The following is a 25,625-nucleotide window of genomic DNA, read 5'->3' on the forward strand; positions in this document are numbered from 1 at the left end:
CCCGGCGTCCGCCACGCCGGACGCCGGGCGCCGCTCTGTCCGGTGCTCCGTTCCGCTGATGTGGAGGCGTCTTTCCGCCATGGCAACTTTCCTGTACCGAACCGGCCGTTGGGCCTTCCGGTGGCGCCGGCTCGTCACCTTCCTGTGGCTGGCCGTCCTGGCCGGCACCGGCTTCGCCGCCGCCCAGGCGCCGGCCGCTCCTGACGACGGGTTCGCCCTGCCGGGCCTGGAGTCCCAACGGGCGTACGACCTGATGGACGAGCGCTTCCCGGGCTCGGGCGCGGACGGCGCGAGCGCCCGGCTGGTCCTCGTCGCCCCCGACGGGCAGAAGGTCACCGCCACGCGGCACAAGGCGGCCATCGAGAAGCTGGTCGACGAAGCCGGTGACGGTACGCAAGTGGTCCAAGCCGTCGACCCGTTCCGGGCGAAGGCCGTCAGCGCGGACGGCTCCACCGCGTACTCCACCGTGACCTTCGAGGCGGAGGCCACGGACCTGACCGAGGCGAGCAAGGAACACCTGGAGCGGGCCGTCGCCCGGGCCCGGGACACCGGCCTGACCGTCGAGACCGGCGGTGACGCCCTGGCCACCCAGCCCGCGGAGGGCCGGTCGGCCGAGGTGGCCGGGCTCCTGGTGGCCTCGGTGGTCCTGCTGGTCACCTTCGGCTCCATCGCCGCGGCGGGACTGCCGCTGCTCACCGCGGTCATCGGTGTCGGCATCGGCATGACCGGCGTCATGGCCCTCGGCAGCACCTTCGGCCTCTCGCCGACCACCGGCACGCTCGCGTCCATGCTCGGACTGGCGTGCGGCATCGACTACGCGCTGTTCGTCGTCTCCCGCTACCGCGAGGAGCGCGGCAGGGGACACGTCCCACAGGAGGCCGCCGCTCTCGCCACCGGCACCGCCGGTTCGGCCGTGCTCTTCGCCGGGCTGACCGTGGTCATCGCCCTCGCCGGGCTGACCGTGGCGGGCATCCCGATGCTCACCAAGATGGGCCTCACCGCCGCGGGGGCGGTCGTCGTGGCCGTCCTGATCTGCCTCACCCTGGTGCCGGCCCTGCTGGGCTTCTGGCCCGACGCGGTCCTCGCCCGCCGGACACGGAGGAAGGCGCGAGGCGCGAAGGGCGTCGAGCGGAACCACGGCGGAGCGGGGGACGACCGCGGCAGCCGCTGGGCCCGCCTCGTGGTGCGCCGCCCCCTTCCCGTGCTGCTGCTGGGGGTGATCGGCCTGGGCGCGCTGGCCGTCCCGGCGACCGGTCTGCGGCTGGGCATGCCCGGTGCCGAGGCCAAGCCCACGTCCACCACCGAACGCCGCGCCCACGACGCCCTGGCCGACGGCTTCGGCCCCGGCTTCAACGGCCCGCTCTCCATCGTCGTGGACACCGAGGGCACCGACGATCCCGAAGCCGCCGTGGAGTTGATCTCCCGGAGGATCGCCGCCACCGACGGGATCGTGTCCGTCTCCCCGGCCCGGTTCAACGAGGCCCGCGACGCGGCCGTCGTCACCGCCGTCCCGTCCACCGCTCCCACCGACGCGGCCACGATCGACCTGGTGAACACCCTCCGCGGCGACCGTCCGGCCGTGGAGAGGCGGGCGGGCGCCACGTACCGGATCACCGGCAGCACCGCGGTGAACATCGACTTCGCGGAGAAGTGCCGGTCGGCGCTGGTGCCCTACCTGACCGTCGTGGTGGGCCTGGCCGTCGTGCTCCTGCTGCTGGTCTTCCGCTCCCTCCTCGTCCCGCTCAAGGCGGCGCTGGGCTATCTGCTCTCGGTCCTGGCCGCGCTGGGCGCCGTGGTCATGGTCTTCCAGCACGGGTACGGCGCCGAACTGATCGGCCTGGAACAGACCGGCCCCATCATGAGCATGATGCCGGTCTTCCTGGTGGGCATCGTCTTCGGACTGGCCATGGACTACGAGGTGTTCCTGGTCTCCCGGATCCGTGAGGCGTACGTCCACGGAGAGCGGCCCGGTCAGGCCGTCGTGTCCGGCTTCCGCTCCAGTTCCCGGGTGGTGGTCGCCGCCGCGCTGATCATGACCGCGGTGTTCTCGGGCTTCATCGGATCGGCCGAGTCCATGATCAAGGTGATCGGCTTCGGTCTCGCCGTCGCGATCCTCTTCGACGCCTTCGTCGTCCGGATGGCCATCGTTCCCGCGGTGCTCGCCCTGCTGGGCGACCGGGCGTGGCGCCTGCCGCGCCGGCTGGAGCGGCTCCTGCCCGACCTCGACGTGGAGGGCGAGCGGCTCACCCGGCAGCACCCCAGCGCGGTGCCGTCGCCCGATCTGACCCCGGTGAGGTGAGGACGTTCCCGCGCACGGCCGAGTACTTCCCGGGCAGCACCACCATCGAGGCGGAACCCGGGAAGACCGCGGCGGCCGTCCTGGTCACCACCGACCTGGCCGCCCGGGTACTGGTGCCGCCGGCCGGAGATCCCGGCCGGCGCGCGACCGCGCCGGCCGGCGGACCGTACCCGCTGTGGCTGCTCGGCCGCGGGGCGGGCAGCCGACGGGCAGCCGGGCACGGGCGCCTACAGCGGGGCGGGCGACGAGGCCCCGGTGATCAGCCGCCGGGGGCTCCCCGTGCCGTCCGCGGGCACGCTCCACAGGTCGCTGCTGCCGACCTCGCCGTCGGTGGGCAGCGCGTAGGCGAGGGTGTCGTCGTCCAGCCAGGTGGCCTGGTCGTCGACGCTGTGGCGTTCGGCGAGCGGTGTCTCGCGCAGGGTGCGCAGATCGAGGACGTACTCGCGCCACAGGTCGGTACGGGACAGCACCCGCTTCTTGAAGGCGACCCGGGTCCCGTCGGGGGAGAGGGAGGGGCACTCCACGTTCTCGGTCAGGGTGGTGACCGACTGCCCGGAGACCGAACCGCGCACCAGGTACGTCTTGTCGGCGGTGTTGAGGGTGGCGTAGAACGTGTCGTCGTCGGCCGCGAAGGTGACGCCCCAGAAGTTGACGTCCGCGGCGCGGTAGGACTCGCCGTCCAGCGTGATGGCGAACGTCTCCAGGCTCGGGATCAGCCGCCCGGTACGGGTGTCCAGGATCGAGGTCCGGGTGGAGAAGAAGGTGGACGCGTAGGACTCGCCGGAGACGAAGACGGTCCAGGCGGCGAAGCGGCCGCTGGGTGACACCCGGGCCCGGCTGGGCGTCCCCGCCAGCGCGAACGTGCGCCGGGTGCGCAGCCGCGAGTCGAGCAGCAGGGCGCGGTTGCCCTGCTTGAGCACACCGGGGTCCGACTGGAGGCAGACGCCGGTACCGGCCGCCGCGTAGAAGCGCACGCAGTCGAGGTCCGAGGCGGTCCGCTCACCTCCGGGGTCCGTGGACGGCACCGAGGCGACCGCCGAGCGGTGCGGGCCGGCGGTCTGGTTGACGAAGGCCAGCCGGTCCTTCTGCCCGAGTGTCACCGTGCCGGCGCGCACGGCGGGGTCGCCCGACCGCGGCCGGTCCGCGCGGTCGGCGCGGTCGGCGGCGCGCAGCACCATGCCGGTCGCCGTGCCCGCGAGCACCAGGACCGCCGCGGCGAGTATGAACAGGCGGCGGCGCAGGGATGTCATCGGTGTCTGTGTCCTTCTCGCGTCTCGGGTGTCGCGGTGGTGGTCAGCGCGGCCGGCGGGCGGGCCGCAGCACCAGGCCGGTGACGGCCGCACAGCACAGCAGGCCGATCGCCGAGCCGGCCAGCGCCGGGCCGTCGCCCCACATCGTCCAGGCGGCGCCGAAGCCCAGCGAGCAGCAGAACCGGGCCAGGGCCTGGCTGGTGCCGACGATGGCCAGGCCGCTGGCGCGCAAATGCTCGGGCACGATTCCGGCCAGCGCGGCCGGAAGCACCCCGTCGGTGGCGGCGTAGAACGCGCCGTGCAGGGCGAGGACGAGCGGGACGAGCAGCCCGGTGTCCGGGGCCCACAGCAGCAGGGCGTAGGCGGTGAGCAGGCCCAGGTGCCCGGCGACGAACACGCGGTGGCGGCCGATCCGGTCGGCCAGCGCGCCCATGGGCACGGCGAGCAGCAGGAACACCACGGCGGTGCCCAGCGGCAGCAGGGTGAACCACTCCTCGCCGACGCCCGCGCGGCGTTGCAGGAGGAGGTGGACGAACGCGTCGCTGACGGTGGTCAGTCCGAGCAGCGCCGCACAGCCGGCGAGGGCCCGCAGGCGCGGCAGGCGCAGCAGGGCCAGTGCCTCGCGGACGCGGACGGGAGGCCGGGCGGCGCCGGCACCCGGCGCGCTCGGGCCGGCGGTCGCGCCTGCCCCTTGCGGCGCGCTGGTCCCGGATGCCTCACCGGGCCCGCTGGTCCTCTCCGCCCCATCAGTACCAGCCCTCGTACCCGCACCTCGCCCGGGCACGAACAGCACCAGCACGAGCACCCCGAGCACGGCCACGCACGCGCTCACCCCGAACACGGCGTCGTAGCCGTCGGCCGCCGCGCTCAGGATGAGGAACGCGGCCAGCGGGCCGAGCATCGCGCCGGTGGTGTCCATCGCCCGGTGCACACCGAACGCCCGGCCCTGGTGCGCGACCGGCGTGGACAGGGAGATCAGCGCGTCGCGCGGCGCGGTGCGCAGCCCCTTGCCGGTGCGCTCCAGCGCCAGCACCGTGCCGAGCGTGCCGACGCTGCCGGCGAGCAGCAGCAGTGGCTTGCACAGCGCGGACAGCCCGTATCCGAGGCCCGCGAGGAGTTTGTGGTCGCGTACGCGGTCGGCGAGGTGGCCGCCGGTGAGCTGGACCAGCGCGCCGACGCCGTTGTAGACGCCGTCGAGGGTGCCGAACGCCAAAGGGCTGAAGCCGAGCGTGGTGACGAGGTAGAGCGGGAGGACGGCGGTGACCATCTCCGAGGAGACGTCGGTGATCAGGCTGACCGTGCCGAGGACGAGGACGACCGGCGCGACCCGGGGCCGGGGGCCGCGTCTTCGGCCCGGCCCGGTGTCCGCCGGCGGGGCGGAACGGTCGGTGAGGTACATGCGCGTGACTCCCGGTGCGGTGGGCTCAGTCCTGCCGGCTGCTGTCGTCCCGCAGCCAGGTGCCGAAGTCCTGGGCCCGGACGGCCTTCCGGGCCCTGCGGCGGGCGACGACCGCCGCCGCGACGAAGACGGCGACGCTCACGAGCAGCTTCGGCTCCGCGCGGACGAGGGCCCGCAGATCGGCGACGCTGGTGCGCGCCGAGGCGTCCTGTGGCCCCTGCCGCTGTTCGACCTGGGCGGTGGACACCGCCGCCCGCACCCGCCGTTTCAACAAGTCCGCCCAGGTGCGCGGCGGTTGGACCACGACCTCGGCCGCGCCGACCACGAGCCGCTCGCGCGGGGTGAACGCCAGGGACGCCGCCAGGTCGTCCGCCATCAGCGGGGGCAGTGCGGCGACGCGGGCGTGCCCGGCCCTGGAGACCGCGATGACGCCCCGGCCGAACAGCCCCTCGCGCACGGCCGGCAGGCGTTGCCACACCCGGTAGTACGCCCGTACCGGCCAGGCGCAGGAGGCCAGTGGGATCCGCCGCTCGGGAGCGGTGGCCAGGACGCCGGAGCCGTCGTCGGCCAGGGGCTCGGTCAGGGCGCGTACCCCGGCGCGCGTGATCACGACATCGGCGTCCACGTAGAGCCGGGGGAAGCCGAGGGCGTGGTCGTCGCCGGCGCGCAGGGCGGCGTGCTTGGAGGGGACGGGGATCTCCACGACCCGGACGCGGGGGCCGCGTCGGGCGGCGATCCGCGCGGTGTCGTCGGTGCAGCCGTTGCACACGACCACGATGTCGGTCTCGTCGTCGGTGAAGTCCTCGGCGGGGTTCTCGGCGGAGTTCTCGGCGGGGCCGGCCAGCAGTGAATCGAGGAGCCGGCCGATCACACGCGCCTCGTTGTGTGCCGGGATCACGATGCTCGTCACCTGGGCAGTATGCCGTCGGTGTCACCCTTGTGAGGCGTGTTTCGTCCAACTGTTCCCGTGGCTGTGTTCCATGGTCTAGATTGACGTCCGCCGGGTCGGTGATGAGGGAGGGGAACGTGTCGCTGAGGGCATGGCGGACACGACCATGAACTCCGGTCCGGTGGCAGAGCAGTGACCAACGAGCAGGCGCTATGAAGCGGTTGGGGAACCGCTGACGGCTTTTCGAACGTCCGGTGCCACCGTGTGAGGAGACACGTCGGCGCCGATTCAGCCCTGGCCGCGGACCAGTGACCGTACAACCCGTGTGTGCGCGGTCGGGGACAGTTGCGCGTGTGGTGGTGGGGGGCCATGGCCATTGAGGTCACGCACGAGCCGGTGGATGTGGAACGTGGGCGTCCGCGGGCTCGCCGAAGACCCTGGGACCGTAAGTACCGGACGGTCCTGCTGATCACGGACGCTCTGGCGGCCGCCGTCGCGGCGTTGGCGGTCCACGGTGCGTACGGCCGGTGGGCGGTGGCCCTGGTGCTGCCGCCGGCCTGGATCGCGATCATGCTCGCCCACCGGTCCTACGACCGAGGTGCCCTGGGGCTGGGTACCGAGGAGTACCGGCGGGTGGTGCGCGGCGCCGTGGCGCTCCCGGCCCTGTCCGCGGCCGTCTACTGGCTGTTCACCCATGACGCGGACCTTCTTCATGACATGATCATGTCCGCTGTGCCGGTGGCCGTGACCGGCACGGCGGCCCGGTACGCGCTGCGCCGCCGGCTGCACCGGCGCTGGGCGCGGGACCGGGGCCGCAGCCAGGCGCTGCTGGTCGGGCCGGCGCGCGACATCCTGGAGCTGGTCACCGTGCTGCGGCGCGAGGGCGTCCAGGAACTGCGGGTCGCCGGGGTGTGCCTGAGCGACCCGGAGAACGCCACGGAGATCCGCCGAACGGGACTGCCCGTGCTCGGCGGTGTCGACGACATGAACGACGCGGTCGGCGCCCTGGGCGTCGGCACCGTGGTGGTGCTCCCCACACCCGGTCTGCACGCCTCCGTCCTGCGCCGGATGTCCTGGACGGCGGCCGCGCGGGGCGTCGACTTCCTGCTGGTCCCGATGGTCTCCGACATCTCGGCGGCCCGGCTGGCGGTCCGGCCCGTGGGCGGAGTGCCGCTGGTGCGGATCCAGGCGCCCAACCTCTCGCGGACCGCCCGGCTGCCCAAGGAACTGCTGGACCGTTCCCTCGCCGCCGTGCTCCTGCTGCTGCTCGCGCTGCCCATGCTGGTCGTCGCTCTCGTGGTCCGTCTCGACAGTCCCGGGCCGGCGTTCTTCCGCCAGCAGCGCGTGGGCCGCTACGGCGACCACTTCACCATGCTCAAGTTCCGCACCATGCGGCCGGATTCGGAGGCCCTGCGGGCGGAGCTGCGCCATCTCAACCAGAACAGCGACGGGCTGCTGTTCAAGGTGAAGCAGGACCCGCGCGTCACCCGCGTCGGCTCGTTCCTGCGCCGCAGCTCCCTCGACGAACTCCCGCAGCTGCTCAACGTCGTACGGGGCCACATGTCACTGGTCGGCCCCCGCCCCTCGCTGCCGGAGGAGGTCGAGGAGTACTCGCCGGACATCAAACGCCGGCTGCTCGTCAAACCGGGCCTCACCGGACTGTGGCAGGTCAGCGGCCGCTCCGACCTGCCCTGGGAGGAGGCCGTCCGGCTCGATCTCGGATACGTGGACAACTGGTCGATGAGCCTCGACCTGTCGATCCTGCTGCGGACCGGGTCCGCGGTGGTGCGGGGGACGGGGGCCTACTGATGGACGGGGCCCCGGGGAGAGGGCGGGCGGCCCGCGGCCGGACCGGGAACCACGAACCACGGAACGACCGCGGGTCCGCGGACAGATCGAGGCCCGTGGACGGATGGGGCCCGTCACCGGACCCGCGTCCGCGGACGGAGCGGGAATCACTGATGGACCGGGCACTACGGACGGACCGGGGGGTCTGCTGATGGACCGAGGAAAGAAGACAGCCGTGCCACGGCAGCCGCTGGGGGTCGCCGTCGTCGGCGCCGGCTACTGGGGGCCCAACCTCGTACGCAACTTCCAGGCCAGCGACCGCTTCCGGCTGCGCTGGCTGTGCGACCTCGACGTGGAGCGCGCCCGGCGGGTCCTCGGCGGCTACTCGACCGTCCAGGCCACCGCGGACTACGCGGCCGTCCTCGCCGACCCCGAGGTGGCCGCCGTGGCCGTCGCCACGCCCGCCGGCACCCACCTCGACATCGCGCTGGCCGCCCTGCGCGCGGGCAAGCACGTCCTCGTCGAGAAACCCCTCGCCGCGACCTACGCCGACGGGACACGCCTGGTGGCCGAGGCGCGGGAGCGCGATCTGACCCTGATGTGCGACCACACCTACTGCTACACCCCCGCCGTGGGCCGCATCCGGGAGGCGGTCCGTTCCGGCGAACTCGGCGAGATCCACTTCGTCGACTCGGTCCGCATCAACCTCGGCCTCGTCCAGAAGGACATCGACGTCCTGTGGGACCTCGCCCCGCACGACCTGTCGATCCTCGACTTCATCCTGCCCGACAACGTCGAGCCGGTCGCCGTCGCCGCCCACGGCGCCGACCCGATCGGTGCCGGACAGGCCTGCGTCGCCTATCTGACGCTCCAGCTCAACACGGGGGCCATCGCCCACGTGCACGTCAACTGGCTGTCGCCGACCAAGGTCCGCACCACCATGGTGGGTGGCGCCAAACGCACCCTCCTGTGGGACGACCTCAACCCCCTGCAGCGGGTGGCGATCTACGACCGCGGTGTGGACCTCGCCTCGCCCCAGGAGATCGGCGCGGACGAGCGGCGCGACATGCTCGTCTCCTACCGCTCCGGGGACATGGTCGCGCCCGCCCTCACCGAGAAGGAGGCGCTGCGCTCCATGGTCGACGAGTTCGCCGACGCGATCCGCGATCGCCGGGCGCCGCTGACCGACGGCCGGGCGGGGCTGCGGGTGCTGGACATCCTTGAGGCGGCGTCCCGGAGCCTGGAGTTCAAGGGCGCCGTCGTCGGCCTGCGCGCCGGGCGCTGACCGGCCGTTGTTCCACCACACTGAGAGGGCACAGCAGTTGAGCACCGTACGCGGCAAGAAGATCCTGGTCACCGGGGGAGCGGGCACCATCGGCTCGCACCTCGTCGACCTCCTGGCTGAGGGCGGCGCCCGCGAGATCGTGGTCCTGGACAACTTCGTCCGGGGCCGGCGGGCCAATCTCGCCCGGGCCCTGACCGGCGGCGTCGTGGAGATCGTCGAAGGCGACGTCCGGGACGCCACCACCGTACGGAAGGCCACCGAGGGCGCCGACCTGGTGTTCCACCTCGCCGCCATCCGCATCACCCAGTGCGCGGAAGAACCCCGGCTGGCCAACGAGGTCCTGGTCGACGGCACCTTCAACGTCCTGGAGGCGGCGGCCGAGGCCGGCGTCTCCAAGGTCGTCGCCTCCTCCTCGGCCTCCGTCTACGGCATGGCCGAGACCTTCCCCACCACCGAGCGCCACCACCCCTACAACAACGACACCTTCTACGGCGCCGCCAAGGCCTTCAACGAGGGCATGCTGCGCAGCTTCCACGCCATGTACGGCCTGGACTACGTGGCGCTGCGCTACTTCAACGTCTACGGCCCCCGGATGGACATCCACGGCCTCTACACCGAGGTCCTCATCCGCTGGATGGAACGGATCGAGGCGGGCGAGCCGCCCCTGATCCTCGGCGACGGCACCCAGACCATGGACTTCGTCGACGTCCGTGACATCGCCAGGGCCAACGTGCTGGCCGCCGAGTCGGACGTCACCGACGAGGTGTTCAACATCGCCAGCGGTACCGAGACCTCCCTGAAGGAGCTGGCCCAGGGCCTGCTGGAGGCGATGGGCGCCCAGGGCCTCGATCCGGTGCACGGGCCCGCCCGCTCGGTGAACGGCGTCGAGCGGCGCCTCGCGGACACCTCCCGGGCCGCCGAACGGCTCGGGTTCACCGCCCGGATCGACCTGCGCACCGGCCTCGGCGACCTGGTGCAGTGGTGGCGCGCCGAGCGGGAGGCGGCCCAGTGAGCGGCACCGACCGTATCCCGGTGATGATCCCGTGGCTCGGCGAGGAGGAGGCCAGGGCCGCCTCCGAGGCCGTCCTGTCCGGCTGGGTCGCCCAGGGACCCCGGGTCGCGGCCTTCGAGCGGGCCTTCGCCGAGCGGGTGGGCGCCGAGCACGCCGTCGCGGTCAGCTCCTGCACCACCGCCCTGCACCTGTCCCTCGTCGTCCTCGGCATCGGACCGGGCGACGAGGTGGTGGTCCCCTCGCTGTCCTTCATCGCCACCGCCAACGCCGTGCGCCACACGGGCGCGGAACCCGTGTTCGCCGACGTCGACCTCGCCACCGGCAACCTCACCCCGGCCACCGTGGACGCGGTCCGCACCCCGCGTACGAAGGCGGTCCTGGCGGTCCACCAGGGCGGCGTACCGGCCGACGTACCCGCCCTGCGCGCCGCCTGCGCCGACTGGGACCTGCCCCTGGTGGAGGACGCGGCCTGCGCCATCGGCTCCACCGTCGGCGGCAAACCCGTCGGCCACGGCGCGCTGCTCGCCGCCTGGTCCTTCCACCCCCGCAAGCTGGTCACCACCGGTGAGGGCGGCATGGTCACCACCGACGACGCCGAGTGGGCGGCCCGGCTGCGCCGACTGCGCGAACACGGCATGAACGCCTCGGCGGCCGAACGCCACGCGAGCGGCCGGCCCGTACTGGAGAGCTACCTGGAGGTCGGCTTCAACTACCGGATGACCGACATCCAGGCCGCGGTCGGCCTCGTCCAGCTCGGCCGGCTCGACGCGCTGATCGCCCGCCGCCGCGAACTGGCCGCCCGCTACGGACAGCTGCTGCGCGACGTCCCCGGTCTGACCCCCGTGAGCGACCCCGGGCACGGACAGGGCAACTTCCAGTCCTACTGGGTCCTCCTCGACGAGGACTTCCCCGGCGGCCGGGACGGCCTGCTCGGCGCGCTCGCCGACGCCGGCGTCTCCGCCCGGCGCGGCATCATGGCCGCCCACCTCGAACCCGCCTACGCCGGCCACCCGGCCGCCCCCCTGCCGGTCACCGAACGGATCAGCCGCGACTCGCTGATCCTGCCGCTGTTCCACACCATGACCGAGGACCAGCAGGACCGGGTCGTGGCGGTACTGCGCGAACGGGCGCCGGCATGACCACCCCACTGGTGATCGTCGGCGCGGGGGGATTCGCCCGGGAGACCGCCCAGGCGGTGCTGGCCGCGGGCGAGTTCGAGCTGCTCGGACACCTCGACGACGACCCGGCCCTGCACGGCACCGAGACGGACGGCGTGCCCGTCCTCGGCGGCTGCGACCTCGTCCACGGCCTGCCCGAGGCCCGGGTGGTGATCTGCGTGGGCAACCCCCGCGACTACGCGGCCCGCGCCCGCCTGGTCCGCCGCCTCGGCCTGCCCGAGGAGCGCTACGCGACCGTCGTCCATCCGACGGCGGCGGTCTCCGCCACCTCGACCATCGGGTCTGGCTCGGTCCTGCTCGCGCACTGCGCGCTGACCGCCGCGGTACGGGTGGGCGCGCACGTCGCGGTGATGCCGCAGGTGGTGCTCACCCACGACGACGTGGTCGAGGACTTCGCCACGCTCGCCTCCGGCGTGCGGCTCGGCGGCGGCGCACGCCTGGCGAGGGGCGCCTACGCGGGGTCCGGCGCCCTGGTCAGGGAAGGCACGACGGTCGGCGCCTGGTCGCTGATCGGCATGGGGAGCGGTGTGCTCGGTGACGTGCCGCCGGGCGAGGTCTGGGTGGGGAGCCCGGCCCGACGGCTGCGCGCCGCGCCGCCGCCCGCGCTCGCCGAAGCCGCACTCGACACACGGACCGAGCCCGCACAGGGGGGACCTGTCAGATGAACCGGATACCGCTGGTGGACCTCAAGGCGGCCCACGAGGAGGTCGCCGACGAGGTACGGGCCGGATTCGACCGCGTCCTCGCGCAGACCGCCTTCGTCGGCGGCGAGGAGGTCCGCCTCTTCGAGCGCGAGTACGCCGGCTTCGGCGGCGTCGCGCACTGCGTGGGCGCCGCCAACGGCACCGACGCCCTCGAACTGGCCCTGCGCGCCGTCGGCGTCGGCCCGGGCGACGAGGTCGTGGTGCCCGCCAACACCTTCATCGCCACGGCCGGAGCGGTGGCCCGCGTCGGAGCCCGCCCGGTCCTCGCGGACTGCCTGCCCGACAGCCACCTCCTCGACCCCGGGGCGGCGCTCGCGGCGGTCGGCCCGGCCACCCGCGCGGTCGTCCCCGTCCACCTGTACGGGCAGATGGCCGACGTCACCGCGCTGGCGGACCGGCTGCCCGCGCACGTCCGGATCGTCGAGGACGCCGCGCAGTGCCAGGGCGCGGCCCGCGACGGCCGTACCCCGGGCAGCGGCCACATCGCCGCCACCAGCTTCTACCCGGGCAAGAACCTGGGCGCCTACGGCGACGCGGGCGCCGTCCTCACCGACGACGCGGAGACCGCCGGCCTGGTGCGCGCCCTCGCCAACCACGGCGGCGTCGCCAAGTACCGCCACGACGTGCCCGGCTTCAACAGCCGCCTCGACGGTCTCCAGGCCGTCGTCCTGCGTGCCAAACTGGCCCGCCTCGCCGACGGCAACGCGGCCCGCCGCACCGCCGCCGCCCGCTACGACACCCTCCTCGCCGGCCTCGCGGCGGCCGGCCGCGTCGTCCTCCCCGTGACGGAACCCGGCAACACCCACGTGTGGCACCTGTACGTCGTCCAGATCACCGGCGCCGACCGCGACGACGTCGTCGGCAAGCTGAACGCCGAGGGCATCGGCGCCGGGGTGCACTACCCCACCCCGGTCCACCTCACCCCGGCCTACCGCCACCTCGGCCACGCCCGCGGCGCCTTCCCGAACGCCGAGCGGGCGGCGGACCGGATCCTGTCCCTGCCGCTCTACCCGCAGATCACCCCCGACCAGCAGCAACGTGTCGTGGACGCGCTCGCCCACGCGCTCGACGGCTGACGCGGCACGCTGAGAGGTGCACATGAACAGATGGAGCAGACGGGTCCGGGGCGTCCGCCTCGCCGTCGTGGCGGCGTTGATCTGGGCGGCGCTCCCGCAGGCCGGGGCCGCGCAGGCGGCCGCGGACCCGTGCGGCGCGGACTCGAACCCGGTCGTGTGCGAGAACTCCAAGGCGGGCACCCCGAAGTCCGAGTGGTTCGCGCCCAACGCATACGGCGACATCAAGGGCTTCTCCACCAAGGAGAGCGTGCGGGCCGGTGACACCGTCCAGTTCAAGATCCAGTCGCCGGTCCCGTACCAGGTGCAGATCTACCGCCTGGGCTGGTACGGCGGCGACGGCGCCCGGCTGATCTCGACCGAGGCCGAGGCGTCGGCCGTCCACCCGGCCAACTACACCACCGAGCCCGCCGACTGCGCCACCAGGAGCGCCACCGGCCTGGTCGACTGCGGCAACTGGCCCGTGAACGTGACCTGGACCGTGCCCGCCGACGCCGTCTCCGGCCTGTACATCGCCAACCTCGCGCAGACCGACGGCGACGGCCTGATGCCGTACCCGTTCGTCGTCCGCGACGACGACTCCACCTCCGACATCGTCGTGCAGACCAGCGACCAGACCTGGCAGGCGTACAACGACTACGGCGGCCAGGACCTCTACGGCGGCGCCGGACCCGCGCCCGACGGGCGTGCCTACGAGGTCAGCTACAACCGGCCGCTGGACATCGGCGGCGACAACGGCATCTACGGTTCCGAGTTCATGATGCTGGCGTGGCTGGAACGCAACGGCTACGACGTCAGCTACCTCTCCGGCGTCGACGTGTCCGTCAACGGCGACACCCTGCTGAAGAAGCACCGGGTGTACCTGTCCTCCGGCCACGACGAGTACTGGACGCAGAGCCAGTACACCAACGTCCTCGACGCCCGCAAGACCGGCGTCCAGCAGGGCTTCTTCAGCGGCAACGAGGTGTTCTGGCAGACCCGGCTCACCCCGAGCATCGACGGCACCGGCACCGACAACCGCACCCTGGTCTGCTACAAGATGACCAAGATGGCCCAGGACAACGGCGTCGCCGACCCCAGCGGCACCTGGACCGGCACCTGGATGGACCCGGCCAGCACCCGGTACGGCCAGGACTACCAGCCGCCCAACATCCTCACCGGCTCCATGTTCACGGTGAACGGCTACCGCGCCGACGCCATCACCGTCCCCGGCTCGTACGGCAAGAACCGCATCTGGCGGGACACCTCGATCGCGGACCTCAACGCCGGCCAGACCGCCACCTTCCCCACCGGCACCCTCGGCTACGAGTGGGACAGCGACATCGACAACAGCACCCGGCCCGCCGGCGCGATCAACCTGTCGTCGACGACCGTGGACATCGACGACGGCAAACTCCGCCTGGACTGGGGCAACACGTACGGCAACGGCACGGCCACCCACAGCCTCGTCGCGTTCCGCGACCAGGACTCCGGGGCCCTGGTCTTCGGGGCCGGTACCGTGCAGTGGTCGTGGGGGCTGACCGACGTACCCACGTACCACCCCGAGGACACCGTGGTGACCGAGGACGCCCGGATGCAGCAGGCGACCGTGAACGTCCTCGCCGACATGGGCGTCCAGCCGCTGACTCTCCAGAGCGACCTGGTCACCGCCACGGCCTCCACCGACACCACCGGCCCGGCCGTCACCGCGACCGCCCCCGTCGCCGGGGCCACCGTCCCGGCGCTGAAGCCGGTCACCGTCAAGGGCACCGCCACCGACTCCGGCGGCGGTGTGGTGGCCCGCGTGGAGGTCTCCACCGACGACGGAGCGACCTGGCAGGCCGCCACCGGACTGACGTCCTGGACCTACGGCTGGACCCCGACCACGCCGGGGCCCGCGACCCTCAAGGTCCGCGCCGTCGACGACAGCGTCAACATCGGCACCGTCACCACCATCCCGGTGACCGTCGGCCCCCAGACCTGCCCCTGCACCGTCTGGCCGGCCTCGGCCGTACCCGGCACCGTCAACGCGGGCGACGGCAGCGCGGTCGAGCTGGGCGTGAAGTTCCGCACCACCACCGCCGGTTCGGTCACCGCCGTCCGCTTCTACAAGTCACCCGCCAACACCGGCACCCACACCGGCAGCCTGTGGACCGCCTCCGGCACCCGCCTGGCCACCGGCACCTTCGGCAACGAGACGGCCTCCGGCTGGCAGCAGCTCAACTTCGCCACCCCGGTCAGCGTCAAGGCCGGCACCACTTATGTCGCCTCCTACTTCGCACCCAACGGCGGATACTCCTACGACGCCGGCTACTTCGCCGGCCAGGACGCGGGCCTGGCGCCGCTGACCGCCCCGAAGTCCGGCACCTACGGCGGCAACGGCGTCTACCGGTACACCTCCGCCAGCGCCTTCCCGTCCACCCAGTCCGACGGCAGCAACTACTGGGTCGACGTGGTGCTGGACACCTCGACGGCCACCACCGTCCCGCCCACCGTCACCTCCACCTCCCCGACCTCCGGGGCGGCCGACACCTCGATCACCGCCTCGGTGTCGGCCGTGCTCAGCGCGTCCGTCGACCCCGACGAGGTGTCGTTCACCGTGCGGGACCCGAGCGGCGCCACGGTCCCGGGGACGGTGACCGTGCCCGCCGCGGACAAGGTGACCTTCACCCCGTCGAGCCAGCTCTCCCTGCGCACCACCTACACCGCCTCCGTACAGGCTTCCGACGTCTGGGGCAACGCGATGACGGAGCCCGTGACCTGGTCGTTCACCACCAGCTCCACCCCGCCCCCGGTCACCTGCCCCTGCACCCTGTGGGGCCCCTCCGCCACGCCGGCCGTCACCGACATGACCTCCGACACCAACTCCGTGGAGCTGGGCACCCGGTTCACCTCGTCGGCCGACGGCTGGATCACCGGCGTCACCTTCTACAAGGGCGCCGGCAACACGGGCACCCACACCGGCAGCCTCTGGTCCGACGACGGCACGCTGCTCGCCGCCGGCACCTTCACGGGCGAGACGGCCTCCGGCTGGCAGACACTGGTCTTCGCCACCCCGGTGAAGGTCACCGCCGGCACCGCGTACGTCGCCTCGTACCACGCGCCGGACGGCCGGTACGCCGTGGACGGCGGCTACTTCGCCTCCGCCCACCAGTCCTATCCGCTGACCGCCACCGCCGACACCACGGCCCACCCCAACGGGCTCTACAAGTACGGCTCCGACCCGGCCTTCCCCACCGCCTCCCACGGCTCCGCCACCTACTGGGTGGGCCCCGTCTTCACCGCCGACGACCCCAGCGCCTCGATCACGGCGGAGGGCTCCGCCGAGCCGACCACGTCCACGGTGACGTACACCGCCGACGCGGTGGACCCGCTCACGGTGACCCTGCCGGACGACGCGCGCCCGTCGTCCGTCCGGGCCACCCTGGAGGTCCTGTCCGGCGCCGGCGACGAGGCCGCCGCCGAGCGGCTCGGCGTCCGGCCCGTCACCCACTACGACGGGGCCACCGGCAAGGCGTCCGTCCACCTGACCGCGCCCCTGCCGGACGGCACCCGGTTCCGGATCACGGTCACGGCCGTGGACGAGGACCGCCGGACGGCCGGCTCCCGGAGCTGGACCCTGACCGCCGACTCCGTCCGCCGCCCGAAGAACTGATTGGCTTCCCCACGATGAGCAGCGTCAGTGTTGTCATTCCCTGCTACAAATACGGCCACTTCCTCGCCGACTGCGTGAGCAGCGTCCTCGACGAGCAGGACGGCGTCGACGTCCGGGTGCTCATCATCGACGACGCCTCGCCCGACGACTCGGCGCAGGCGGCGCGGAAACTGGCCGCCGCCGACCCGCGGATCGAGGTCCGGGTCCACGAGACCAACAAGGGCCACATCGCCACCTACAACGAGGGCCTCCTGGAGTGGGCCGACGGCGACTACGTGGCCCTGCTGTCCGCCGACGACCGGCTGGTGCCGGGCGCCCTGGTCCGCGCCGCGGCCCTGCTCGACGCCCACCCGGAGGCCGGGTTCGCCTACGGCCGGCCCCTGCGCTTCCGACACGGTGGTCCGCTGCCGAAGGCCCGCACCCGCAGCACCGGTTCGGCCGTCTACCCCGGGCGGTGGTGGCTGGAGCGCCGGTTCAGCGAGGGCACCGGCTGCATCACCTCACCCGAGGTCGTCGTCCGCACCAGCCTCCAGCGGACGGTCGGCGGCTACGATCCGGCCCTGCCGCACGCCGGCGACATCGAGATGTGGATGCGGCTCGCCGCCCACGCCGACGTCGGCTACGTACGCGGCGCCGACCAGGCCTTCTACCGGGTCCACGGCGACAACATGTCCACCACCGACTTCGGCGGCCAGCTCGACGACCTGCGCCAGCGGCTGGTCGCCTTCGACTCGGTGCTCGCCAAGTGCGGCGACCGGCTGCCGCACGCCGACCGCCTCGCCGACCAGGTGCACACCCGCCTCGCCCGCTTCGCCCTGCGCCGCGCCTACCGGGCCTACGACCGGGGACGCACCGGGGTCGTACCGGTCGAGGAGTGCGTGGCCTTCGCCGGGCAGTGCCTGCCGGGCTACCGGGCGCTGCCCGAGTACCGCGCGCTGCGGCTGCGCCGGCGGATCGGCCCGGCCGTGATGCCGTACCTCCAGCCGCTGGTGTGGTCGGCCGTGGCCGAACGCGCCCGGGAACGGCTGTGGTGGGAGTCGTGGAAGCGGCGCGGAATCTGATGGGGCGCCGGTTCCACCCGGTGCGCGTCTCAGTGGGCCGTGGCCACCGGAGCGGCGTGCGGACGGCGGCCGTGCGCGGCGGCCGGCCGGCGGCCCGTCAGCAGGCGGTCCAGCCACAGCGCGCCGAGCACCCCGCCGGCCGTGCCCAGCAAGGCCGTGCCCGCCAGGCCGCGGACCCTGTCACCCTGGACCGGGGCGGCGCTCGGGGACGTCAGCACGGACGGGGTGATCCGCGCCCCGGCCGGAACGCCCTGCGCGGTCTGGAGCCGTTCGACATGGGCGGCGTACACGTCGATGACCCGGCGCACCGTCGTCACCGCGGTGTCCCGGTCCGACGCCTGCGACTGCACCTGCAGGGACGGAATCAGATACTGGGGCATCGCGCTGGTGCCGCTGTTGCGCGGCACCAGCTGGTAGCCGCCCCGGACGCCCGCCGCCCGCAACTCGTCCTTCCCGGACGGGGAGCGCAGCTGCCGGACGACCGCGTAGGAGACCGCGGCGAGCGGCGGCTGGAGATTGGTGAGCTGGTTGGGCTGGTTCCGGGTCACCGGCGGCTTCAGGACGACCACCGCGGACCCCGTGTACCGGGCGTCGGGGCGGACCACCTGGTAGGCTCCGGCGGCCGTCAGCAGCAGCGCCACCACCACGACGTACCAGCGGCGCAGCAGCGCGTCGGCGACGTTCCCAGGCGACATCACGCATTCCTTCCGTCCCTCCCGATACTGGCAGGGCGCGCCGGGCGACGCCACCGAATCGAGGGGGACGGTACGTGAGCCTTGGCGAGATATGGGCCATTCTGCGCAGGCGGTGGTACTTCATGGTGCCGCTCACCCTGCTCAGTCTGCTCGGCGGCACCTACCTGTACGCGACCGTCCCCGTCTCCTACCAGTCGCAGAGTTCGGTCGCGCTCCTCGACTCCTCGGCCGTGGCCCGGCTGGCCCCCACCTTCGGCAACCCCATCTCGAACGCGGGCGGTTCGCTCATCGTCACGGCCGACGTCCTGATCAGGACCCTCGAATCCGGCGACGCCGCCGCGGAGTTGTACAGCCGGGGCGTCACCGACCCCTACACGGCCGGGTTCGCCCCGGGCAGCGAGAGCCCGCTGCTCCAGCTCAGCGTCACCGGCACCGACCGCGAGAAGGTCCTGGAGGAGACCGACACCCTGACCGCCTTCGCCGGTGAGCAGCTCACCGCTCTCCAGGAGGCCGCCGAGGTCCCGCCCGCCTACCTGGTGGAGACCGCGCCCGTCGTCCTCCCGCAGACGCCGGTGGCGCAGTCGAAGAGCCGCTACCAGGGCGTCGCGGCCGTGGTCATCCTCGGCGTCGTCAGCGCCTTCCTGCTGTCCATCCTGATGGAAGGCGTCGCGGTGGTACGCCGCCGCGCGCCGGCCGGGCCGCGACAGCACCGGCAGCGCGCCCCGAAGCCGGTCCGGGCGGGACCGCCGGGCCGCCGGATCGACGCCACCGCGATCCTCACCGTCTACCTCGTGCTGGCCTTCTTCGTCCCGTCCAACCTGGCGCTGCCCGCCCTCGGCGGCGTCGGCACCCCCGCCAACGTCTTCGCCCTGCTCGGACTGTTGTGGTACCTCGCGACCTGGCTGGGCGGCCGGATCCTGCCCGCGCCGGGCACCCGGCCCGTACGGATCGTGATGTGCCTGCTGGGCCTGGCCGTCCTCGCCGCCTACCTCGCCAACAGCGTGCGCGGCAGCTCCCACCAGGAGGTCCTGGGAGCCGACCGCGGCCTCATCGGCTTCCTGGTGTGGGTCGCCCTGGTCGTCCTGGTCTCCGCGGGAGTGCGGGAACGCGGCCGGCTCGACGTACTGATGCGCCGCATGGTCGTCATGGGGTCCGTGGTCGCCGCGATCGGCTTCTACGACTTCTTCGCCGCCACCAACATCGCCGACTCCATCCACATACCCGGCCTGCGGACCAGCGTCGCCCAGGTCTCCGTCATGGACCGCGGCTCCTTCACCCGGCCCCGGTCCACCACCGCCCAGCCGCTGGAGTTCGGCGGCATGCTGGCGATCCTCCTGCCCTTCGCGATCCAGCAGGCCCTCGACCCGGTCCGCCGCCACCTGCCCGCCCCGCGCCGCTGGGGGCCGGTGCTGCTCATCGGCGGCGCGCTGCCCCTGACGGTGTCGCGGACCTCGGTGCTCGGCCTGCTGCTGGTCGCCCTCGTGATGGTGCCCCGCTGGCAGCCGGCCCGCCGCTGGGCCGCCATCGGGATCATGGCGGCCTCCGTCGCCGTCTTCAAGGTGCTCGTGCCCGGACTGATCGGCACCATCACGGAGCTGTTCGCCTCCTTCCTGTCCAACTCCGACAGCAGCACCCAGGCCCGGACCGTCAAGTACAGCGCGATCGTGCCGTACCTGAAGGAACACCCGCTGTTCGGCCGGGGCTTCGGCACCTTCACCCCGGACCTGTACTTCTTCACCGACAACCAGTACATGCTGACCGCCGCCGAGACGGGACTGCTCGGCATCGTCGCCCTGTCCGCCCTGTTCCTCACCGGCATCCACCACGGCGGCGCCGTGCGGCGGCTGGCCCGCACCGACAGCGACCGCGAACTGGGGCAGGCGTTCTTCGCCTCGGCGCTGGTCGCCCTCGTCATCAGCGCCACCTTCGACTCGCTCAGCTTCCCGATGTTCGCCGGCATCTTCTTCCTGACCCTGGGCGCGGGAAGCGGCTACCTGGGATTCGTCCGGCGCGCGGCGGCGGGCGCCGCCGGCCCGGAGCCCCGCAGGACCGCAGAGACCGCAGAGACCGAGCTTCCCCGACCCGCGGAGTCCCGATGAGCACCGTCGCCGTCATCGTCGTCACCTGGAACAGCGCCCCGGTGCTCCCCGGGTTCCTCGCCGCGCTGGAGGACGGCATGGCCGGACTCGACTGGCGGCTGGTCGTCGCCGACAACGACTCCGCCGACGACACCGTCGAGGTCCTGCGGACGCTGGCCCCCGCCGCCACCGTCGTGCGGACCGGCCGCAACGCCGGGTACGCCGCCGGCATCAACGCGGCCGTCGCCGCCGCCGGTGACTTCGGCGCCGCCCTCGTCTGCAACCCGGACGTGCGGATGCGGCAGGGCTGCGCGAAACGGCTCGTGGACCGCCTCGGGGACGGCACCGGGATCGCCGTCCCCCTGCTGTACGAGGAGGGCCGGGACACGCCCCACCACTCGCTGCGCCGCGAGTCCAGCGTCACCCGGGCCCTCGGCGAGGCCCTCATCGGCAACCGCAGGGCCGGGCGGTTCCCGGGGCTGAGCGAGATCGTCACCGACCCGGCCGCCTACCGCCGGCCCACCCGCGCCGACTGGGCCACCGGCGCGCTGATGGCCGTGTCGGCGGACTGCCGGGCCGCCTGCGGCGCGTGGGACGAGTCGTTCTTCCTCTACTCGGAGGAGACCGAGTACTGCCTGCGCGCCCGGGACCGGGGATACGCCACGCGGCTGGAGCCGACCGCCGAGGCGGTGCACCTGGGCGGCGACTCCCGGGTGTCGCCCCGGCTGTGGACCCTGCTCACCCTCAACCGGGTACGGCTGTACGGGCGGCGCAACGGGCCCCTCGCCACGGCCTGTTTCCGGGCCGCCGTGTTCCTGCGCGAGGCGTCCCGGGCCGCCCTCGGCCGCGAGGCCAGCCGCGCCGCCGCCGCGGCCCTGCTGCGGCCGGGCGCGCTGAAGGCCACGCCCGGACCGTGACGCTCACCCGGACCACGTCGTGTAGAAGCTGCCCGGGTTCACCAGGTACCGCACGGTGGGGTGCGGGACATGGCGCACCCGGTGCCCCCGGCCGTACCGGCGGATCAGCTCCCAGTCCTCCCGCGGCAGCACCCGCGGTGTCCGGCGCAGCCGGCTGAAGTACAGGGAGCCGTCGCGCCGGGCGACGAACGCGTTGGTGTCGAGGAAGGACTCCCGGGCCGCCCGGCGCCGGTCGAACGGCACGGACAGCACGTCCCGTTCGGTGCCGTCCGGCAGCACGCGGCGCAGCGCCGTGTACACGCCGTCGGGCCCGCCGGGCGCCTCCAGCACGGCCAGCGCCCGCTCCAGGTGGTCGGGCTCCCACAGGTTGTCGTCGTCCAGGAACGCCACGTACCGCGACCGCGTCAGCCGGATGCCCACGTTGCGCACCACCCCGGCCACGCCGGTGTTGCGGGACAGCGACACGGCGAACAGACGGGGGTCGTCGGGAAGCTCGGGGAGCCCGGCGCCGTCGTCGACCACGACGACGACCTGGTCCCGCACGGTCTGTGCCAGCGCCGAACGGACCGCCGCCCGCAGTTGCCCGGGCCGGCGGTGGGTGGCGATGACCGTCGCCACCAGGGCGGCCGGCGGAGGAGCGAGGGCCGCCGCCAGCCGACGGGTCTCGGCGTTCTCCAGACGGCGCAGGCGCAGCGCGGAGGGCAGCAGCAGGACCTTGTTGCGCAGCTCGAACAGGACGATCCAGCCGAAGGCGTGCTTGAGCAGCTCCCACGGGGCGCGGACGATACGTCGCATGATCCTCTTCCTCAGCCGGACGGCTCGGGGACGACCGGGGTCCCGTCGGAGAACCGGTTCCCGCGCCAGACATTGCCCGCGCCGCCCGCGTTCCAGGCGGTGACCGGTCCGTAGAAGCCGCTGTGCGGGTGGTAGCGGGTGGAGAAGACGTTGTCGGTGACCGTGATGCCGGTGGCGCCCTCGCCGCCGCCGTACAGGGCGTACGCCCCGCCCGCCAGGAGGTTGCCGTCGATCACCGTGTCGGAGACCTGGCCGGTGTCGGCGAACAGGCCCACGGCGGCCGACGCCCCGCGGTCCACGGGCACGGGGTTGAGCAGCGTGTTGTGCCGGATCACCAGCTCGCCGTCGTTGCCGCCGCCGCTGATCACCGCGTCGAGGTGCTGCCACTCGCCGCCGTTGTTGCGGAAGGGGACGAGGTCGTGGACGTAGCTGTCGTGGATGTGCCCCTGCCCCATGGACAGGGCGTTGCCGAACACGGAGATGTCGCACCAGCCGACCTCGATGGAGCTGGTGCCCATGTTGGACACGGCGTAGTTCACCCCGCCGTTGTCGGGGCCCTCGCCGGGGACCGCGGTGATGGTGCTGTGCAGGATCCGCAGCCCGTGGTGGCCGGGGCGCAGGTTGACGCCCCACCAGTTGGTGGAGGTGATCCGGGAGTCGACGATGGTGACGTCGTCCGCGTAGATGTCGAGCGAACCGGTGATGTCCTGCCCCCTGATGACCGCCCCGTCGGTCCGCACGCTCAGGTCGCCCGTGGACTTCGGCGTGAGCCGGACGCGGGGCCCGGTGCTGCGCGCGTTAGGGAACGCGGCCTCCACGGGTGCCGCCGAGGTGGAGGGCGGGGGGACCGGTGACGAGGGACCGCGCGTGGCCGCCGGCGGGGAACCGGTCGCCGAGGGGGCCGCGGAGACGGCGGACGGCGCGGTGGAGGAAGGGGCGCGGGCGGGGGGCGGGGAACCGGTCACGGCCGGTCCGCTCGCCGCGGGGCCGTCCGTCCGCTCGGGCCCCGAGGAGCAGGCGGCGGTCAGCAGCAGAGCCAGGCAGGCCGTCGGACGGCGGCGCCTCGTCATACGGTCTCCGGGGTCTTGGAGCCGAGCAGGAAGCGTCGGCCGGGCAGCACGCACACCACGTAGCAGGCCAGGGCGCTCGTGCCGATGACGAACAGGGCGAGGGTGCCGTCGCCGAGCAGCCGCCGCCCGGCGAGGACCACCAGGGTCATCACCGCCCCCGCGAGGAACGGCCAGGCACAGGCCCGGCCGACGGCGGCGAGCCCGACCCCGGCACGGCCGAGGGCGTACAGGAAGACGGGGACGATCAGCCCGGCGGCGACCAGGACGTGCCCCTGCGCGACACCGACGATGCCGTCCAGCCGCGCACCCGCGATGAGGACGGGAACGAGCGCGGCCACCCACAGTCCCTGTACGAGGATGAGGGAACGGCGCTGTCCGGCGGCGACCAGGCAGTCGTAGGCGAGTTCGCAGCCGATGCGGATCAGGCCCAGGGCCATCAGCCACGGCAGCGCGGCGGCGGCCGGCACCCAGGTGCTGCCGTAGACCAGCTCGACGACGGGCGCGGCGAGGCCGCCGAGCAGCACGCACAGCGGCACGGTGCCGGCCACCAGGACGCCCAGCGCCCGGCTGAAGCCGTCGGCGAGGGCCCCCGGGGAGTCGGCGAGCCGGGAGAACCCGGCGAAGGAGACCCGCCGGGCCGCCTCGGAGATGACCCGGACCGGCCACCCGGACATGTTGAACGCCAGTACGTAGAAACCGAGCCAGACCCCGCCGAGCGTGGAGCCGACGACCATGGTGTCCATGTTGACGACGGCCAGGGCGAGCAGGCTGGCACCGGCCAGCGGCAGCCCGAACCGCAGGAGGGCGCGCGCCTGTACGGGGTCCCAGCCGAACCGCAGCGTGCCGGGCGCGGCCACGGCGCAGCCGACGAGAGCGGCGACGTTGCCCGCCACCGCGCCCCACGCGAAACTCATCGCGCCCCAGCCGGCGAAGGCCAGCAGCAGGGTCACCGCGGTGCTCAGGACGAAGTTCAGCGCGTCGACGACCATGCGCTTGCCCTGGGCGAACTCCCGCGTCAGGAAGTTGGCCGGCACCTGTGCCACCCCGTCGATCACCAGACACAGGCACATCACCCGCAGCACGCCGGTGGCGTCCGGCGAGTCCAGTAGTCCGGCCACCGTCGGCGCCGTGACGAACAGGCCCGCGTAGAGCAGCACGCTGGACGCGGTGGCCAGGGTGAGCACGGTCGGCGCGAAGCGGCGCGGATCGCCGTCCCAGCGGACGACGGCCAGGCTGACGCCGAGTTCGTTCGCGGAGAGCAGGACCAGCAGGACCGTCTGGGCGATGCCGTAGACACCCCACTCCGCCGGGCCGAGCGCGAAGCGCGCCAGCACGATGCCGGTGGCGAAGTTGCCCAGGCGCATGACCACGGTGTTGGCCAGGCTCCAGCCCGCCGCGGAACGCACCTTCCGGCTGAGGGAGCCGACGCCCGGGGTGTCCGCGGCGGGGGTGTCCGCGTCGGGAGTGCCCGCGGTGCGGGTGTGCGGGCCGGCCGTGTCCACGGCGGGGGTGCCGCTCGGGTCAGCGGCGGTCCCGCTGTCCGGTGGGCGAACGCTGTCCATGGGTCGGCTCCTCGTCGAGCGGCTCGGCGGCGGGCGTCACGGCCGCGCGTCCCGCCTTCGGCTCCGGGGTCCGGCGATCGGTGGCCCGGGACCAGGCGGGCGGACGCCTCAGGGCGATGGTCCGGTCCGCGACCGGCTCACCGGGCCGGTGGGTGCTGTCCGGTTCCGGGGCGTCGTCCCGCTCCGGCGTGTCCCGGTCCGAAACGTCCCGCTCCGGCTCCGGTGTTTCCCGGTCCGGTCGCGCGGTGTGGTCGGGTTCCGGGGCGCGGTCCGGTCGCTGCGGCGCGTGCGGCCGGCGGCGCGCCTCGACCCAGAACACGGCGACCAGGCTCAGCACCAGGCCCAGCCCCCCGGCCATCACCAGGTACTGGAGCCGCGTTTTGGTCTGCGCCACCGGCTGCTGCGGGGCCACGACCGTGGTCATCCGGATCATGGCCTTCGGGTCGACCGACTGCTGCTGCTGGAACTCCTTCAGCCGCTCCCCGGCGTACGCCGTCAACAGCTTGTCGGAGGCCAGTACGGCCTTCTCGTCCGTGCCCGTGACGGTCAGCCACATCAGCGGCCCCTGGGCGTTGTCGGCCAGCTTGGCCTCGAACGTGCCCGTGGCACCACGGGACTTCAGCTCCCGCACGGAGCTGTCGGAGTTGAGGTTGCGGGCCAGGCCGTCGGCCATACCGGTGAGCGAGGTCTGGGTGCTCAGGAACGGGTTGCCGTCGTAAGCGACCGTGGCCTTCTGGGAGTTGAGGAGCACCACCGTGCTCTGCGACTGGTAGGTCACCGGGACCAGCAGGGCCACGGCGGCCAGCAGTACGGCGGTCAGCAACAGCCCGGGCAGCAGGACGTACCAGCGCCTGCGCATGACCCGGAAGATCTCCGCGAGATCCATGGTGGTACCCCCTGGCGACCCGGCGTTCGACGAACGTATGCGGCAAGCGG

General features: G+C 73.3%; 19 protein-coding genes. 11 read left to right on the forward strand and 8 right to left on the reverse strand.

Annotated features, from left to right (window positions below; translation table 11 throughout):
* The first annotated feature begins 79 nt into the window (after positions 1-79).
* Positions 80-2,299 (forward strand): MMPL family transporter, encoded by a 2,220-nt coding sequence (locus ACZ3IG_RS24845; RefSeq protein ID WP_467434739.1) that lies wholly within the window; start codon positions 80-82, stop codon positions 2,297-2,299.
* Positions 2,300-2,526: 227 nt separating this feature from the next.
* On the opposite strand, the gene ACZ3IG_RS24850 is transcribed toward ACZ3IG_RS24845, so the two are convergent.
* Genes ACZ3IG_RS24850 through ACZ3IG_RS24860 form a run of 3 tightly spaced genes read right to left on the reverse strand, consistent with a single transcriptional unit; the run spans position 2,527 to position 5,858 of the window.
* Positions 2,527-3,549 carry a TolB family protein gene (locus ACZ3IG_RS24850; RefSeq protein WP_467434740.1) on the reverse strand — a complete coding sequence of 341 codons (1,023 nt, stop codon included), beginning with the start codon at positions 3,547-3,549 and terminating at the stop codon, positions 2,527-2,529.
* A 43-nt stretch (positions 3,550-3,592) separates the two neighbouring features.
* Positions 3,593-4,948, reverse strand: coding sequence for an MFS transporter (locus ACZ3IG_RS24855; RefSeq protein WP_467434742.1), 1,356 nt, complete (start codon positions 4,946-4,948; stop codon positions 3,593-3,595).
* A 25-nt stretch (positions 4,949-4,973) separates the two neighbouring features.
* On the reverse strand, positions 4,974-5,858 hold the full coding sequence (locus ACZ3IG_RS24860; protein WP_467434743.1) for a glycosyltransferase family 2 protein: 885 nt from the start codon (positions 5,856-5,858) through the stop codon (positions 4,974-4,976).
* Positions 5,859-6,206: 348 nt separating this feature from the next.
* Between ACZ3IG_RS24860 and ACZ3IG_RS24865 the strand changes: the two genes are divergently transcribed.
* The 8 genes from ACZ3IG_RS24865 to ACZ3IG_RS24900 all read left to right on the forward strand — a co-directional run bounded on the left by ACZ3IG_RS24865 (position 6,207) and on the right by ACZ3IG_RS24900 (position 17,572).
* Entirely contained in the window at positions 6,207-7,646 is a 1,440-nt protein-coding gene (locus ACZ3IG_RS24865) for a sugar transferase (protein ID WP_467434744.1), read from the forward strand.
* Between the two features lie 214 nt (positions 7,647-7,860).
* Positions 7,861-8,910 (forward strand): Gfo/Idh/MocA family protein, encoded by a 1,050-nt coding sequence (locus tag ACZ3IG_RS24870; protein ID WP_467434745.1) that lies wholly within the window; start codon positions 7,861-7,863, stop codon positions 8,908-8,910.
* A 37-nt stretch (positions 8,911-8,947) separates the two neighbouring features.
* Entirely contained in the window at positions 8,948-9,922 is a 975-nt protein-coding gene (locus ACZ3IG_RS24875; RefSeq protein ID WP_467434746.1) for an NAD-dependent epimerase/dehydratase family protein, read from the forward strand.
* A complete protein-coding gene (locus ACZ3IG_RS24880; RefSeq protein WP_467434747.1) occupies positions 9,919-11,061 on the forward strand; it encodes a DegT/DnrJ/EryC1/StrS family aminotransferase in 1,143 nt (380 codons plus the stop codon). The genes ACZ3IG_RS24875 and ACZ3IG_RS24880 overlap by 4 nt, the downstream gene beginning before the upstream one ends.
* Complete coding sequence (locus ACZ3IG_RS24885) at positions 11,058-11,765, forward strand: acetyltransferase (RefSeq protein WP_467434749.1); 708 nt, start codon at positions 11,058-11,060, stop codon at positions 11,763-11,765. The genes ACZ3IG_RS24880 and ACZ3IG_RS24885 overlap by 4 nt, the downstream gene beginning before the upstream one ends.
* Positions 11,762-12,880, forward strand: coding sequence for a DegT/DnrJ/EryC1/StrS family aminotransferase (locus tag ACZ3IG_RS24890; RefSeq protein WP_467434750.1), 1,119 nt, complete (start codon positions 11,762-11,764; stop codon positions 12,878-12,880). The genes ACZ3IG_RS24885 and ACZ3IG_RS24890 overlap by 4 nt, the downstream gene beginning before the upstream one ends.
* A gap of 22 nt (positions 12,881-12,902) precedes the next feature.
* Positions 12,903-16,511, forward strand: a complete 3,609-nt coding sequence (locus tag ACZ3IG_RS24895; RefSeq protein WP_467434751.1) for a DUF4082 domain-containing protein — start codon at positions 12,903-12,905, stop codon at positions 16,509-16,511.
* Positions 16,512-16,525: 14 nt separating this feature from the next.
* Positions 16,526-17,572 (forward strand): glycosyltransferase, encoded by a 1,047-nt coding sequence (locus ACZ3IG_RS24900; protein ID WP_467434753.1) that lies wholly within the window; start codon positions 16,526-16,528, stop codon positions 17,570-17,572.
* Between the two features lie 29 nt (positions 17,573-17,601).
* On the opposite strand, the gene ACZ3IG_RS24905 is transcribed toward ACZ3IG_RS24900, so the two are convergent.
* Positions 17,602-18,267, reverse strand: a complete 666-nt coding sequence (locus tag ACZ3IG_RS24905; RefSeq protein ID WP_467434754.1) for a hypothetical protein — start codon at positions 18,265-18,267, stop codon at positions 17,602-17,604.
* Positions 18,268-18,341: 74 nt separating this feature from the next.
* On the opposite strand from ACZ3IG_RS24905, the gene ACZ3IG_RS24910 reads away from it, so the two are divergent.
* Together ACZ3IG_RS24910 and ACZ3IG_RS24915 are read left to right on the forward strand one after the other, a co-directional pair.
* Positions 18,342-20,366: an O-antigen ligase family protein gene (locus ACZ3IG_RS24910; protein ID WP_467434755.1), complete on the forward strand. Its 2,025-nt coding sequence runs from the start codon at positions 18,342-18,344 to the stop codon at positions 20,364-20,366.
* Positions 20,363-21,262, forward strand: coding sequence for a glycosyltransferase family 2 protein (locus tag ACZ3IG_RS24915; protein WP_467434757.1), 900 nt, complete (start codon positions 20,363-20,365; stop codon positions 21,260-21,262). Before ACZ3IG_RS24910 ends, ACZ3IG_RS24915 begins: the two co-directional genes overlap by 4 nt.
* A gap of 3 nt (positions 21,263-21,265) precedes the next feature.
* Here ACZ3IG_RS24915 and ACZ3IG_RS24920 read toward each other — a convergent pair whose 3' ends face one another.
* The 4 genes from ACZ3IG_RS24920 to ACZ3IG_RS24935 are packed head-to-tail and all read right to left on the reverse strand — an operon-like array spanning position 21,266 to position 25,575.
* Complete coding sequence (locus ACZ3IG_RS24920; RefSeq protein WP_467434758.1) at positions 21,266-22,057, reverse strand: glycosyltransferase family 2 protein; 792 nt, start codon at positions 22,055-22,057, stop codon at positions 21,266-21,268.
* An 11-nt stretch (positions 22,058-22,068) separates the two neighbouring features.
* Positions 22,069-23,127, reverse strand: coding sequence for a hypothetical protein (locus ACZ3IG_RS24925; RefSeq protein ID WP_467434759.1), 1,059 nt, complete (start codon positions 23,125-23,127; stop codon positions 22,069-22,071).
* Positions 23,124-24,689, reverse strand: a complete 1,566-nt coding sequence (locus ACZ3IG_RS24930) for an oligosaccharide flippase family protein (RefSeq protein ID WP_467434760.1) — start codon at positions 24,687-24,689, stop codon at positions 23,124-23,126. Before ACZ3IG_RS24930 ends, ACZ3IG_RS24925 begins: the two co-directional genes overlap by 4 nt.
* Positions 24,649-25,575, reverse strand: coding sequence for a YveK family protein (locus tag ACZ3IG_RS24935; RefSeq protein ID WP_467434762.1), 927 nt, complete (start codon positions 25,573-25,575; stop codon positions 24,649-24,651). Before ACZ3IG_RS24935 ends, ACZ3IG_RS24930 begins: the two co-directional genes overlap by 41 nt.
* Between the last annotated feature and the right edge of the window lie 50 nt (positions 25,576-25,625).

Source organism: Streptomyces sp. NPDC016677 (assembly GCF_055562815.1).